The 13,252-nt window shown below is 68.3% G+C and carries 13 protein-coding genes; all 13 read left to right on the top strand.

Translation table 11 applies throughout. The annotated features are described in order from the left end of the window. Positions 1-8: 8 nt before the first annotated feature. The 13 genes from ACSFCA_RS18270 (at position 9) to ACSFCA_RS18210 (ending at position 13,237) form a co-directional block, all read left to right on the top strand. On the top strand, positions 9-749 hold the full coding sequence (locus ACSFCA_RS18270; RefSeq protein WP_258352159.1) for a GntR family transcriptional regulator: 741 nt from the start codon (positions 9-11) through the stop codon (positions 747-749). Beyond that, positions 746-1,774 carry a histone deacetylase family protein gene (locus tag ACSFCA_RS18265; protein WP_258352160.1) on the top strand — a complete coding sequence of 343 codons (1,029 nt, stop codon included), beginning with the start codon at positions 746-748 and terminating at the stop codon, positions 1,772-1,774. The genes ACSFCA_RS18270 and ACSFCA_RS18265 overlap by 4 nt, the downstream gene beginning before the upstream one ends. Beyond that, the gene (locus ACSFCA_RS18260) at positions 1,771-2,850 is read left to right on the top strand and encodes a phosphotransferase (RefSeq protein ID WP_435460292.1); all 1,080 of its coding nucleotides are present in this window, start codon (positions 1,771-1,773) and stop codon (positions 2,848-2,850) included. The genes ACSFCA_RS18265 and ACSFCA_RS18260 overlap by 4 nt, the downstream gene beginning before the upstream one ends. Then, positions 2,843-4,114 (top strand): aspartate aminotransferase family protein, encoded by a 1,272-nt coding sequence (locus ACSFCA_RS18255; RefSeq protein WP_435460293.1) that lies wholly within the window; start codon positions 2,843-2,845, stop codon positions 4,112-4,114. Before ACSFCA_RS18260 ends, ACSFCA_RS18255 begins: the two co-directional genes overlap by 8 nt. 71 nt (positions 4,115-4,185) lie before the next feature. Further along, positions 4,186-5,391 carry a M20 aminoacylase family protein gene (locus ACSFCA_RS18250; RefSeq protein ID WP_435460294.1) on the top strand — a complete coding sequence of 402 codons (1,206 nt, stop codon included), beginning with the start codon at positions 4,186-4,188 and terminating at the stop codon, positions 5,389-5,391. Between the two features lie 17 nt (positions 5,392-5,408). Beyond that, complete coding sequence (locus ACSFCA_RS18245; RefSeq protein WP_435460295.1) at positions 5,409-6,407, top strand: tripartite tricarboxylate transporter substrate-binding protein; 999 nt, start codon at positions 5,409-5,411, stop codon at positions 6,405-6,407. Positions 6,408-6,675: 268 nt separating this feature from the next. After that, complete coding sequence (locus tag ACSFCA_RS18240) at positions 6,676-7,401, top strand: outer membrane lipoprotein (protein WP_435460296.1); 726 nt, start codon at positions 6,676-6,678, stop codon at positions 7,399-7,401. A 144-nt stretch (positions 7,402-7,545) separates the two neighbouring features. Then, entirely contained in the window at positions 7,546-8,460 is a 915-nt protein-coding gene (locus tag ACSFCA_RS18235; protein WP_435460297.1) for a dihydrodipicolinate synthase family protein, read from the top strand. Between the two features lie 49 nt (positions 8,461-8,509). Further along, positions 8,510-9,643 (top strand): branched-chain amino acid ABC transporter substrate-binding protein, encoded by a 1,134-nt coding sequence (locus ACSFCA_RS18230; protein ID WP_435460298.1) that lies wholly within the window; start codon positions 8,510-8,512, stop codon positions 9,641-9,643. A gap of 18 nt (positions 9,644-9,661) precedes the next feature. Then, complete coding sequence (locus tag ACSFCA_RS18225; protein ID WP_435460299.1) at positions 9,662-10,597, top strand: 4-hydroxyproline epimerase; 936 nt, start codon at positions 9,662-9,664, stop codon at positions 10,595-10,597. Between the two features lie 11 nt (positions 10,598-10,608). After that, the gene (locus tag ACSFCA_RS18220; protein WP_435460300.1) at positions 10,609-11,712 is read left to right on the top strand and encodes an NAD(P)/FAD-dependent oxidoreductase; all 1,104 of its coding nucleotides are present in this window, start codon (positions 10,609-10,611) and stop codon (positions 11,710-11,712) included. Then, positions 11,709-11,957, top strand: a complete 249-nt coding sequence (locus tag ACSFCA_RS18215) for a (2Fe-2S)-binding protein (protein WP_258352169.1) — start codon at positions 11,709-11,711, stop codon at positions 11,955-11,957. The genes ACSFCA_RS18220 and ACSFCA_RS18215 overlap by 4 nt, the downstream gene beginning before the upstream one ends. Next, the gene (locus tag ACSFCA_RS18210) at positions 11,954-13,237 is read left to right on the top strand and encodes an FAD-dependent oxidoreductase (RefSeq protein ID WP_435460301.1); all 1,284 of its coding nucleotides are present in this window, start codon (positions 11,954-11,956) and stop codon (positions 13,235-13,237) included. The genes ACSFCA_RS18215 and ACSFCA_RS18210 overlap by 4 nt, the downstream gene beginning before the upstream one ends. Positions 13,238-13,252 lie beyond the last annotated feature (15 nt).

The raw sequence follows: 13,252 nt of genomic DNA, 5'->3' as shown, positions 1-13,252 counted from the left end.
CAAACACCATGGCTTTTTCTTCTTCCACTGCCGACAGCGCCGGCTTCGAGTCCGTCGAGGCGCAAGACCTCGTCGGGCTGGTCGAAGCGCAGCTGACTCGCGCGATCGTCGAGGGGCGCCTTGCGCCCGGCAGCCGCATCGTCGAGGCCGAGATCGCGCGCCGCATGGGCGTGAGCCGCGCCCCGGTGCGCGAGGCCGCGCGCCGGCTCGAACGCCAGGGCGTGCTGGTCGCGCGGCCGCGCCACGGCTTCGCGGTGCGCACCATCAGCGTCCAGGAGATCGACGACCTGTTCGAAGTGCGCATCAGCCTGGAAATGACATCCGTCGAGCTGGCCTGCCGCAAGGCCGACGACGCGGGGCTGCAGCGCCTGCGCGCGCTGGTCGACGGCATGGTGCGCGAGGCGCCCACGCAGCCGCAGCACGTGCGCATCGCGACCGACCTGGCCTTTCACACGCTGATCTGCGAGCTCTCGGGCAACGCGCACCTGCACCGCATCTTCTCGAACACGCAGACCGAGATGCAGATGATCATCGCGCTGATCGACGCGGTCTACCACGACCCCGAGACCATGGCCAACACGCACTACCCGATCGTCGATGCGCTGATGAGCCGCGATGTCGATGCTTCGCGCCTGGCCATGCGTGAGCACCTCGACGACGCCTGGCAGCAGGTGCGCGCGCTGTTCGTGAAGCAGCACGGCACGGTTTCTCCATCTACCCCGACTCCAACGCAAGGACCCGCGCGATGAAGATCGTCTACAGCGACGCCCACAAGGACCACGACCCACAGCTCTTCATGGTGCGCGGTCGCCTGAAGCGCAGCAACGAACAGCCCGAGCGCGCCTTCCGCCTGCTGTCGGCGGTCGAACATGACGGCCACGAGGTCATCGGGGCTGAAGACTTCGGCGCAGGCCCGCGTGCCGCGATCCACACGCCCGAGTACCTGCGCTTCCTCGAGACGGCCTATGCGCGCTGGCGGCTGCTGGACGACCCCTCCGACGAGGTCATGCCCAACATCCACCCCTTTCCGGGAGAGCCCTGCACCTACCCGGAGAGCGTGGTCGGGCAGGCCGGCTACCACATGGGCGACAACGCCTGCTCCATCGGCCCGCACACCTGGGCCGCGGCCGTGGGCTCGGCCCACGTGGCCACGCATGCGGCGCAACTGGTGCTGCAGGGCGAGCGCGCGGCCTATGCGCTGTGCCGCCCGCCGGGCCACCACGCGTACGCAGACCGGGCCAACGGTTTCTGCTACCTGAACAACACGGCCATCGCCGCGCAGCAGCTGCGCGCGGCACACGACCGGGTGGCAGTCCTCGACATCGACGTGCACCACGGCAACGGCACGCAGGGCATCTTCTACCGCCGCGCCGACGTGCTGACGATTTCGCTGCACGGCGATCCGCGCAATTTCACGCCCTTCTTCACCGGCTACGCGCACGAGCGCGGCGAGGGCGCGGGCCTGGGCTACAACATCAACAAGCCGCTCGCGTTGGGCACCGACATCGACGGCTACCTGCCCGCGTTGCGCGATGCCTGCGAGAGCATTCGTGCCTTCGCGCCCGGCGCGCTGGTGGTGGCGCTGGGCCTGGACACGCACGAGCGCGATCCCTACAAGGGAATGAAGATCACCACGCCGGGCTTCGCGCAGCTGCTCGCCGAGATCGCGCGCCTGGGCTTGCCGACCGTGCTGGTGCAGGAGGGCGGCTACCTCTCCGACGACCTGGGCCCCAACCTCGCCAGCGCACTGCGCGGCTTCGCAGGCGCCGCATGACGGCAGCGGATGGGTTCGACGACGCGGAAGTCCTGAGCGAAGGCTCGCCCGAACTCGATGCCGAATGGGTGCGCGCGTTCGCGCTGCGTCACTACGGCATCGAGGGCGAAATGCGGCCGCTGACCGGCGAGCGCGATCGCAACTACCGCCTTGAATCGGCGCTGACCGGTGAGCGCTTCATGCTGAAGATCTCGCACCCGAGCGAAACACCGCTGGTGGCGGACTTCCAGACCCAGGCGCTGCTGCACATCGCGGCTGCCGACGCGGGGCTGCCGGTGCAGCGCATCGTGCCCACGATCGAGGGCCAGCCCTCGCTGCTGTGCGATCCGGGCGACGGCCTGCCGCGCGTGGCACGGCTCTTCAGCTACCTGCCGGGCCTGCCCTTGCCCGAAGCACCGCGCACCGCCGGGCAGCAATTGAACCTTGCGCGCACGCTGGCCCGGCTCGACCTCGCGCTGCGCGACTTCGACCATCCGGCCGGCGCGCTCGCGCTGCCCTGGGACATCCAGCGCGCCGACAGCGTGCGCGGCCTGCTCGCGCACATCGACGATCCGCAGCGGCGCGCGCTGGCCGGGCGCTCGCTCGACCGCTTCGAGCGCGATGCCAAGCCTGTGCTGGGGGGCCTGCGCACGCAGCCCATTCACAACGACTTCAACATCTACAACGTGCTGGTCGACCCCGCCGACACCGACCGCATTGCCGGCATCCTCGATTTCGGCGACATGGTGCGCGCGCCGCTGATCGACGACCTCGCGGTGGCCGCGGCCTACCAGCTCGATCCGGCGGGCGATGCGCTGGCCGGCATCGTGCCCTTCATCGCCGCGTACCACGCCGTGCTTCCGCTGACGCGCGAGGAGGTCGACGTGCTGTTCACGCTCATCACCGCGCGGCTCGTGATGGTGGTGGCCATCAGCGGCTGGCGCGCCGCGCGCCATCCCGACAACGCGGCTTACCTGCTGCGCAACAACGCACTTTCGTGGGCCCGCCTGCAGGCCTGCGAACACATCGGCAACGACGCCGCGAGCGCCGCCTTCCGGCGCGCCTGCGGCATGAACGAGAGTCACGCAAATGCCTGAAGAATCGCTCCTGGAGCGCCGCGCGCGGCTGCTCGGCCCGGCCTACCGCCTGTTCTACGAAGCGCCGCTGCACCCGGTGCGCGGCCAGGGCGTGTGGCTCGACGACGCCGACGGCAAGCGCTATCTCGATGCGTACAACAACGTCGCGTCGGTGGGGCATTGCCATCCGCATGTGGTAGAGGCCATCGCGCGGCAGGCCGGCGTGCTCAACACCCACACGCGCTACCTGCACGAGGGCGTGCTCGACTATGCCGAGCGGCTGCTCGCCACCATGCCGCGCGAGCTCGGCCATGCGATGTTCACCTGCACCGGCAGCGAGGCCAACGACCTCGCGATGCGCATCGCCAAGGCTCACACCAAGGCAGAAGGACTGATCGTCACGCGCTTCGCGTACCACGGCGTGACCGAGTCGATCGCGCAGGCTTCGCCCTCGCTCGGGCGCTTCGTGCAGCTTGGCCGTGCGGTGCGCACTGTGCCGGCGCCGGACAGCTATCGCGTGCCGGCCGGGGAGCAAGGCGCGGCGTTTGCGGCCGGTGTGCGTGCAGCGATTGCCGACCTGCAGGCTCATGGCATTCGGCCTGCCGCGTTGATGGTCGACACGGTGTTCTCGAGCGACGGCATCTTCACCGACCCGGCGGGCTTTCTCACTGAAGCAGTGGCCGCGATCCGCGAAGCCGGCGGCATCTTCATCGCCGACGAAGTGCAGCCGGGCCTGGGCCGCACCGGTGACGCCTTCTGGGGCTTCCTGCGCCACGAGGGCCTGGTGCCCGACATCGTGACCATGGGCAAGCCGCTGGGCAACGGCCACCCGCTGGCCGGGCTGGCCGTGCGCCCCGAGGTGCTGGCCGCGTTCGGGCGCGAGTGCCGCTACTTCAACACCTTCGGCGGCAACCCGGTGTCGATGGCTGCCGGCATGGCCGTGCTCGACGTGATCGAGCGCGAAGGCCTGATGGCCAATGCGCAGCGCGTCGGCCGTCATCTGCGCGCGGGGCTCTCGAAGCTTGCCGAACGCCACGCGCTGATCGGTGACGTGCGCGGCGCGGGCCTGTTCGTGGGGCTGGAGCTCGTGACGGACCGTCGCGCGCGCACGCCCGCCACGGCCGAGACCGTGCGCGTCGTCAACGGCCTGCGCGAGCGGCAGGTGCTGCTGAGCGCTACCGGTGAACATGCCAACACGCTGAAGATCCGCCCGCCGCTGGTTTTCTCCGAAGCCAATGCCGATTTGCTGATCGACACGCTGGACGAAGTGCTGGCCGGGCTTTGACCCATTGCCATGGCGGCAAACGCCGCCTTGCGCCAGAATCGTCCGCCTCCCACGACAGCGCCCTTGCCGCCATGAACATCGCCGATTCCTTCCTCGCCAACGCTGCCCGTTTCGTCGAGATCCGACGCGACATCCACGCCCACCCCGAACTCGGTTTCGAAGAGCACCGCACTTCAGAGAAGGTCGCGAATCTGCTGACCGGATGGGGCATCGAGGTGCACCGCGGCATCGCCGGCACCGGCCTCGTCGGCGTGCTGCGCAAGGGCACGAGCTTGGGCACCATCGGCCTGCGCGCCGACATGGACGCGCTGCCGCTGCACGAGGCCAACGAGTTCGCCCACAAGTCGACCAACCCCGGCCGCATGCACGCCTGCGGCCACGACGGCCACACCACGATGCTGCTTGCCGCCGCGTGGCACCTGTCGCAGCAGGGGCCGGACGACTTCGACGGCACGGTGCATTTCATCTTCCAGCCCGCCGAGGAGATGGGCAAGGCCGGCGCGAAGAAGATGATCGACGAGGGTTTGTTCGAGCGCTTTCCGTGCGACGCGGTCTTCGGGCTGCACAACTTTCCTGTGGGCGACGTGGGCCGCTTCGCGCTCAACGAAGGCGCGCTGATGGCGTCGAGCAACACGTACAAGATCACCTTACGTGGGCGCGGCACGCACGCGTCGATGCCGCACACGGGCATCGACCCGGTGGCGGCGGTGGTCACGCTCGCGCAGCAGCTGCAGACCATCGTGGCGCGCACCATTCCGAGCACCGAGCGTGCGCTGCTCGCGGTCACGCAGCTGCAGGGCTCCGATGCGCCCAACGTGATTCCCGATGTGGCGACGGTGGGCGGAACCATCCGCACCTTCTCCATCGAGGCCATCGACAAGATCGAGGCCCGCCTGCGCGAAGTGGCTGCGGGCGTGGCGGCGGCGCATGGCTGCACGGCCGAGGTGTATTTCAACCGCTCGTCGCCGCCGACAGTGAACCACCCGGCCGAAGCGCGCTTTGCCGCCGGCGTGATGCGCGAAGTGGTGGGCGACGACATGGTCACCGACAACTTCCCGGCCGTGATGGGCGCCGAAGACTTCGCGCACATGCTGCTCGCGCGGCCGGGCTGCTATGCCTTCCTGGGCAATGGCGACGGCGACCATCGGCTGGACGGCCATGGGCCCGGCCCTTGCATCATCCACAACACCTCGTTCGACTTCAACGACGAGATCATCCCGATCGGTGCCAGCTACTTCGTGAAGCTGGTGCAGCGCTGGCTGCCGTCGGGCGTTTGAATTTTTCACTGTCGACGATGACGAAGAAAGTGGCCACCCAGATGACCTCCACCCCGCTCACCCGACGTTCATTGACCGCGCTTGCAGCCGCGGCGGTGCTCTGTGCCGTTGCACCGGTGCATGCGCAGCAGCGCGTGATCCACATCGTCGTGCCCTTCGCCACCGGCGCGGTGCAGGACACGGTGGCGCGCGCCTTCAACAACGAACTGGGCGCGGCGCTGAATGCCAGTGCGATCGTCGAAAACCGCGCGGGCGCGGGCGGCACGGTGGGCGCGGCCCTGGTGGCACGCGCGCCGGCCGACGGCAACACGCTGATCCTGGCGGCCGCGAGCCACAACATCGCGGGCTTTCTCTACAACAAGCTGAGCTATGACCCGCTGAAGGATTTCGTCGGCGTGGCCAACGTCGGCAATGCGGGCTATGTGCTGGCGGTGGCGAGCGGCATGAATGTGTCGAGCACGGCCGACTTCATCAAGGAGGTCAAGGCCAACCCAGGCAAGTACAACTACGCCTCCGCTGGCAACGGCAGCGCCACGCATCTCGCGATGGCGTCGTTTCTCGCGAAGGCGGGGCTGCAGATGACGCACATCCCGACCAAGTCGACCGGCGAGGCCGTCAACGAGGTGCTCGCGGGCCGCGTGCAGGCGGTGATCTCGTCGAGCATCGGCGTGATCGGGTTCCAGGACGACGCGCGCATGAAGCTGCTGGCCTCCACCGGGCAGTCGCGCAGCCCCTTCCTGCCGAAGCTGCCGACGGTGGCCGAGAGCGGGCTGCCGGGCTACGCCTTCGATTCGTGGATCGGTCTGCTCGCGCCGGCCGCTACGCCCAAGGCAGAGGTCGAGCGCCTGAACGCCGCGGCCAACAAGGTGCTGGCCGACCCGGCGATCCAGGAACGCTTCAAGCGGCTGGGTGTGGAGCCGCGCAGCCAGAGCGCGGAGGAATTCCAGAAGCTGCTGCGTTCGGATTGGGATGCGATGGGGGTTGTGGTTAAGGCTTCGGGGGCGAAGATCGATTGAAGGTGTTCAGGGTGGGTGCACAGAGCGCCGGGTACTCCCCTCCGCGAATGTCCCCCGGCCTTCGGCCTCCTCCTTTATTTCGCTGCGGGGAGCACCCGGCGCTCTGTGCACGAGGGCACGCTGCTGGTGTGTGGCCGATCAACCAGCGCCCCGAACAAAACAAACCCGATCCATGTAGGACGCCGGTCAATTGACAACGCGCCGCCCGCGTTCATGCTTCCTGATGAGTTCCGGGGCATTCCGCTCCGGACCGTAAAAGGGGCTTTTCATGGATCCGACGTCGCCATTCAACCCGCCTCCGGGCCAGCCGACGGGCAAGTCGCCCAAGGCGCTGTGGGCCGTGATCGGCGCATTGAGCGTGGCCGTGGTGGCGCTTGGCGGGGTGTTGCTTCACCGGCAGGAGCCGGCCGCGAGTGCGAGTGCACCGCCGCCAGTCGTTGCCGCTGCGTCGCTCATTGCACCGGACGATTTCAAGCCTGAATCCATGCCGCCTGCACCTGCCGTGCCGCCTACCGCGACAGGCCCGGCGCCACAAGCGAGGGCGGCTGCACCGATGCCCGCCCCCATGCCAGCCCCGGCTATCGAGCCCGGACCGGCGCCAGGCGTGATGAACGCACCACAGGTCGCTGCCGCGCCTCCCGCCCCGCCACCTTGCGCGGTCTGCGGCCATGTCGAATCGGTTCGCCCGGTTCAGAAGCGCATCCAGAACACCTCGGGCGTGGGGGTCGTGGCTGGTGGCGTGGTGGGTGGCCTCGTGGGCAACCAGTTCGGCCATGGCAATGGGCGCGTCGCGACCACCGTGCTGGGTGCAGTGGGCGGCGGCTTCGCGGGGAACGAGATCGAGAAGCACGTGCGCACCGTCACGGTCTACGAGGTGGGCGTGCGCATGGACAACGGCACGCTGCGCACGGTCGAGACGAAGACCGCGCCACCCATCGGCAAGCCGGTGACGCTCAAGCGGGGCCTGCTGCGCCCCACGGACGGTCGCAAGTAGCGCGACCTACCCCGCCTTCGCTCCCGGATATCACAGAAAAACCGGGCGCGGAAGAGTGTACGCACCAGAGATATCTTGACCATATATCTTTAATATATTTAAAGTGCGACGCTTCCACACCGCACATCCACAAGGAGCGATCAAGTGAGCAATCCCCGCTGGCAAGGCATCTTCCCCGCCGTCACCACCAAGTTCCACGCCGACGAGAGCATCGATGCAGAGGGCACGGCCCGGCACATCGACTTCCAGATCCGCAACGGCATCCACGGCCTCGTCACCTGCGGCTCGCTCGGCGAAGCCAGCACGCTGACGCTGGAAGAAAAGCTGCAGGTCGCGAAGATCGCGCTCGAAGCTGCCGACGGCCGCATCCCGGTGCTGGCCAACGTGTCAGAAACCAGCACGCGCGAAGCGCTGCGCTACGTGGACGGCGCCAATAAGCTCGGCGTGGCCGGCTTCATGGTGATGCCCTCGGTGATCTACGTGGCCGATGCGCGCGAGGCGATGCTCAACGTGCGCACCATCGCCAACGCGGCGCAGAAGCCCATCATGGTCTACAACAACCCGGTGGCCTACCGCGTCGACCTGAAGCCGCAGCACATGGTCGAGCTGGCCGACTGCGAATGGATCGCGGCTATCAAGGAAAGCACCGACGACATCCGCCGCATCACCGACCTGCGCAACACCGTGGGCGACCGCTACCAGCTGTTCCTGGGCGTGGACGACCTCGCCTACGAAGGCCTGGCGTTGGGCTGCGACGGGCTGCTGGCCGGCGTGGGCTGCGCCTTCCCGCGCGAGACCGTGGCGCTGTACGACCTGATGAAAGCCGGCAAGTTTGCCGAAGCACTCAAGCTCTACCAGTGGATGACGCCCATGCTGCACCTCGACGTGTCGACCAAGCTGGTGCAGAACCTCAAGCTCATCGACGTGCTGGTGGGTGTGGGCAGCGAGCACATGCGCCGTCCGCGCCTGCCGCTGATCGGCGAGGAGCGCGCCTTCATCGAAGCGATCGTCAAGAAGGCGCTCGCGACGCGGCCCACTCAGTACCAGTCGGTCATGTAATCGCACACAACGAACGTCCTTTCTCATCGTCCCCAACCTAGGAAGAAGCATGAAGACAAAAGCAGGCATGGTTCCGTTTCTAAGCCTCGTGGCCCTCGCCCTTGCAGGCCAGGCGTATGCGCAGGAGCAGGTGGTCAAGATCGGCCACAGCGGTCCGCTGTCGGGCCCCAATGCCTTCGCGGGCAAGGACAATGAAAACGGCGTGCGCCTCGCCGTCGAGGAGCTCAACGCGAAGAAGCTCGTCGTCGGCGGCAAGACGCTGAAGTTCGAGATGGTGTCGGAAGACGACCAGTGCGACGCCAAGACCGGCGTGAGCGTCGCGCAGAAGTTCGTGGACGACGGCGTCAAGTACGTCATGGGCCCGTACTGCTCGGGCGTGGCCATCCCGGCTTCGCGCATCTACAGCGAAGGCGGCACCATGGTCTCCACCGTGGGCACCAACCCGAAGGTCACGCAGGGCGGCTACAAGAACCTCTACCGCATCATCGCGAGCGACAACCAGATCGGCTCCAGCATGGCCGTGTACGCGGCCAAGGAGCTGAAGGTGAAGAAGGTCGGCGTGATCGACGACCGCACCGCCTTTGGCCAGGGGCTCGCCGAAGAGTTCACCAAGGAAGCGAAGAAGCAGGGCCTGACCGTGGTCGGCCAGGAGTTCACCACCGACAAGGCCGTGGACTTCACCGCCATCCTGACCAACATGAAGGCCAAGGCGCCAGAGGCCATCTTCTTCGGCGGCTATGCACCGCAGGCCGCGCCCATGGCGCGCCAGATGAAGCAGCTGGCCGTGCCCGGCAAGCTGCTTGGCGGCGACACCGTGTGCAGTCCGGCCACCGGCAAGCTCGGCGGCGATGCGGTCAACGACCTGGTGTTCTGCGCGCAGGGCGGCTCCATCCTCGAGAAGGCGCAGAGCGGCCCGGCGTTCAAGGAAAAATTCAAGAAGCGCTTCAACGCCGACCCAGATGCCTACGCGGCTTCGTACTACGACCAGGTGCTGTTCATCGGCGAGTCGATGAAGAAGGCCAACTCCATCGACCCCGACAAGGTGGGCGCGGAGCTCTACAAGGCAACGTACAAGGGCGTCGCCGCAACCTATGCCTACGACGACAAGGGCAACATGAAGCAGGCACCCATCACTGTGTTCACCTTCAAGAACGCGGCCCCGGTGCCCATCGCCAGCTACTGAACGAACGGACGACGCCACATGCAACGCATCCAGGTCATCGACTCGCACACGGGCGGCGAGCCCACGCGCCTTGTGATCGGCGGCTTCCCCGATCTGGGCGGCGGCAGCATGGCCGAGCGCCGTACGCTGCTGGCTGACCAGCACGACAAATGGCGCGCGGCCGCCGTGCTGGAGCCGCGCGGCAGCGACGTGATCGTGGGCGCGCTGCTGTGCGAACCGGTGTCGCCGGATGCGGCTGCCGGCGTGGTCTTCTTCAACAACGCCGGCTACCTCGGCATGTGCGGCCACGGCACCATCGGGCTGGTTGCGAGCCTCGCGCACATGGGGCGCATCGGCGTGGGCGAGCACCGCATCGAAACGCCCGTGGGCACGGTCACGACCACGCTGCATGAAGACGGCTCGGTGAGCGTGCGCAACGTGCCCGCGTACCGGCATCTGCACCAGGTGGCAGTCGAGCTGCCGGGCCACGGCACCGTGCGCGGTGATGTGGCCTGGGGCGGCAACTGGTTCTTCCTGGTGAGCGAACACGGCCAGCGCGTGGCGAGCGACAACCTCGCGGCGCTGACCGACTACACCACTGCGTTGCGCAAGGCACTCTCGGCCCAGGGCATCACCGGCGCGGACGGCGCGGAGATCGACCACATCGAGCTCTTCGCTGCAGATGACGAAGGCGCCGACAGCCGCAACTTCGTGCTGTGCCCCGGCAACGCCTACGACCGCTCGCCATGCGGCACCGGCACCAGCGCCAAGATCGCCTGCCTCGCGGCCGACGGCAAGCTCGCACCGGGCCAGGTGTGGAAGCAGGCCAGTGTGATCGGCAGCGTCTTCGAGGCCAGCTATGCGATGGACGGCGACAAGGTCATTCCGACGCTGCGCGGTCGCGCGCACATCAGCGCCGAGGCCACGCTGCTGATAGACGACAACGACCCCTTCGGCTGGGGCATCAGGCTCTGACGCCGCGCGGCATGGACGCGGATGTCATCGTCATCGGCGCCGGCATCGTCGGTGCGGCCTGCGCGCACGCGCTTGCACAGGCGGGGCGTCGGGTGCTGGTGCTCGATGCGCGCATCGGCGGCGCCACCGGCGCGGGCATGGGCCACCTCGTGGTGATGGACGACAACGCAGCCGAACTCGAATTGAGCCGCCATTCGGTCGCGCAATGGCGCGAGCTTGCGCCGCGCATGAGCGAAGACTGCGCGTACAGCGCCTGCGGCACGCTGTGGATTGCCGCCAACGACGAAGAGATGGCCGAGGCCGAACGCAAGCAGCAGCGGCTGCGCGCGCACGGCATCGACAGCCGGCTGCTCGATGCGCGCGAACTGGCGAACGCCGAGCCCGCCTTGCGCAAGGGTTTGGCTGGCGCGCTCGAAGTACCGGGCGACGGCATCCTCTATGCGCCGAATGCGGCGCGCTGGCTGCTTGCGCAGGCCACTGACTCGGTGCGCGTGGAGCACGCGAAGGTCGAGGCCATCGAAGACGACGGCGCGCTGAGTCTCGCGGACGGCAGCCGCCGCACCGCGCCGCAGATCGTGCTCGCCAACGGCATCCAGGCGACGACGCTGTGTCCCGAACTTCCGATACGCCCGAAGAAGGGCCACCTGCTCATTACCGACCGCTATCCGGGCACGGTGCATCACCAGCTGGTCGAGCTCGGCTACGTGACGAGCGCGCACCACAGCGATGGCGACTCGGTCGCCTTCAACGTGCAGCCGCGCCCCACGGGGCAGTTGCTGGTTGGCTCGTCGCGCCAGTTCGACACCACCGACCCGGCGGTCGAAGCGCCGATGCTGGCGCGCATGCTCCAGCGCACGCTCGATTACCTGCCGGGGCTCGCGAATCTCAATGCTGTGCGTTCCTGGACCGGCATGCGTGCAGCGTCGCCCGATGGGTTGCCGCTGCTGGGCAAGCACCCTTGGCGCGAGAAGCTCTGGCTTGCCGTCGGGCATGAAGGCCTTGGCGTGACCACCGCGCCGGGCAGCGCGCACTTGCTCGCGGCATTGATGACCGACGCCACTCCCGACTTCGATGCGACGCCGTATGCACCGCGCGGATTGCGGGAGACAGCATGAGCGCCCACACCCTGTTGAACATCGACGGCCACCTGGTCCGCGTAAAGGCGGGCAGCTCAGTCGCCGCCGCGCTGCGTGTGGCTGGTGGCATGGGCGTGGCGCGTACGTCAGTCACCGGCCAGAAACGCGCGCCGTTCTGCGGCATGGGCGTGTGCCAGGAGTGCCGTGTGCTGATCGATGGTCGCCGCAGGCTCGCATGCCAGACGGTCTGCGCCGAAGGCATGCGCGTGGAGACGACGGGATGAGCATGGAACATTGCGATGTGCTGATCGTCGGCGCGGGCCCGGCCGGCATGGCCGCTGCGGTGGCTGCCGCGCCGAGCGGCGCATCGATCGTCGTCATCGACGACAACCCCGTGCCCGGCGGACAGATCTGGCGCGACGGCCTCGGCGCGACGCTGCCGCCAGCAGCACGCAAGTGGCGCGACGCACTCGAGCGCCACGCCAGCATCCGCGTGCGCAGCGGCACGCGAGTCGTCTCCGTGCCGTCGCTTAACGAACTGCTGCTCGAAGACGCCGAGCGCGCCACGCGCATGCAATGGCGCAAGCTCATCCTCTGCACCGGCGCGCGCGAGCTGCTGCTGCCCTTCCCCGGATGGACGTTGCCCGGCGTGACTGGTGCGGGCGGCCTGCAGGCGCTCATCAAGGCCGGCATGCCGGTCGAGGGCGAGCGCATCGTCATCGCGGGCAGCGGCCCCTTGCTGCTTGCCGCTGCCGCAACGGCACGTGCCGCGGGCGCGAAAGTGCTGCGCATCGCCGAACAGGCTTCGTTCGCCTCGGTCGCGCGCTTCGGCGCCAGCCTCGCGCGCTGGCCAGGCAAGGCCGCGCAGGCAGTGACGCTCGCCGATCCGCAGTACCGCACTTCGTCGCGCATCGTCTCGGCGCAGGGAGCGACGCAGGTCGAATCGGTTCGGCTTCGCGAAGGCCGCAACCGCGACGTCGAGATCGCCTGCGAGCGCATCGCCTGCGGCTTCGGCCTCACGCCCAACACGCAACTGGGGCAGATGCTCGGCTGTGCCCTCACGCCCACGGGCCCAGGTGCGCAGGCCCTGGCGGTCGATGCCTTGCAGGCCACCAGCGTCGCCGGCGTCTATGCAGCGGGCGAGTGCACCGGCTTCGGCGGAAGCGAACGCGCGCTGGCACAGGGCACCATCGCCGGCCACGCCGCCGTCGGCAACGAGCGCGCGGCAAAAGCGCACGAGGGCGAACGCGCCCGCTGGAACGCCTTCGCCGCCCAGCTGCATCGCAGCTTCGCGCTGGCCGCCGACATCAAGGCCATGCCGCAGCCCGACACGCTCGTGTGCCGCTGCGAAGACGTGCCCTTCTCCGCGCTGGCAGGCTGCAGCGGCTGGACCGACGCCAAGCTGCACCGCCGCTGCGGCATGGGCGCCTGCCAGGGCCGTGTCTGCGGCGATGCCGCGCAATTTCTCTTCGGATGGGAGCCGCCCGTGCCGCGTCCGCCGCTGTCGCCGGTCCGCATAGCGACACTGGCGGGGCTGGCGAACGACGGCGACGCCCGACAATGACGCCGCCGCATCCGC

Source organism: Variovorax multivorans (genome assembly GCF_051216835.1).
GTDB lineage: Bacteria > Pseudomonadota > Gammaproteobacteria > Burkholderiales > Burkholderiaceae_C > Variovorax.
The sequence above is the reverse complement of the archived record's forward strand: the minus strand, read 5'-3'. Positions and strand labels throughout refer to the sequence as shown.

Bases quoted from the DNA above. Each gene is read 5' to 3' on its own strand.
- ACSFCA_RS18270 (WP_258352159.1), top strand. From the start codon at position 9: ATGGCTTTTTCTTCTTCCACTGCCGACAGCGCCGGCTTCGAGTCCGTC.
- ACSFCA_RS18265 (WP_258352160.1), top strand. From the start codon at position 746: ATGAAGATCGTCTACAGCGACGCCCACAAGGACCACGACCCACAGCTC.
- ACSFCA_RS18260 (WP_435460292.1), top strand. From the start codon at position 1,771: ATGACGGCAGCGGATGGGTTCGACGACGCGGAAGTCCTGAGCGAAGGC.
- ACSFCA_RS18255 (WP_435460293.1), top strand. From the start codon at position 2,843: ATGCCTGAAGAATCGCTCCTGGAGCGCCGCGCGCGGCTGCTCGGCCCG.
- ACSFCA_RS18250 (WP_435460294.1), top strand. From the start codon at position 4,186: ATGAACATCGCCGATTCCTTCCTCGCCAACGCTGCCCGTTTCGTCGAG.
- ACSFCA_RS18245 (WP_435460295.1), top strand. From the start codon at position 5,409: ATGACGAAGAAAGTGGCCACCCAGATGACCTCCACCCCGCTCACCCGA.
- ACSFCA_RS18240 (WP_435460296.1), top strand. From the start codon at position 6,676: ATGGATCCGACGTCGCCATTCAACCCGCCTCCGGGCCAGCCGACGGGC.
- ACSFCA_RS18230 (WP_435460298.1), top strand. From the start codon at position 8,510: ATGAAGACAAAAGCAGGCATGGTTCCGTTTCTAAGCCTCGTGGCCCTC.
- ACSFCA_RS18225 (WP_435460299.1), top strand. From the start codon at position 9,662: ATGCAACGCATCCAGGTCATCGACTCGCACACGGGCGGCGAGCCCACG.
- ACSFCA_RS18220 (WP_435460300.1), top strand. From the start codon at position 10,609: ATGGACGCGGATGTCATCGTCATCGGCGCCGGCATCGTCGGTGCGGCC.
- ACSFCA_RS18215 (WP_258352169.1), top strand. From the start codon at position 11,709: ATGAGCGCCCACACCCTGTTGAACATCGACGGCCACCTGGTCCGCGTA.
- ACSFCA_RS18210 (WP_435460301.1), top strand. From the start codon at position 11,954: ATGAGCATGGAACATTGCGATGTGCTGATCGTCGGCGCGGGCCCGGCC.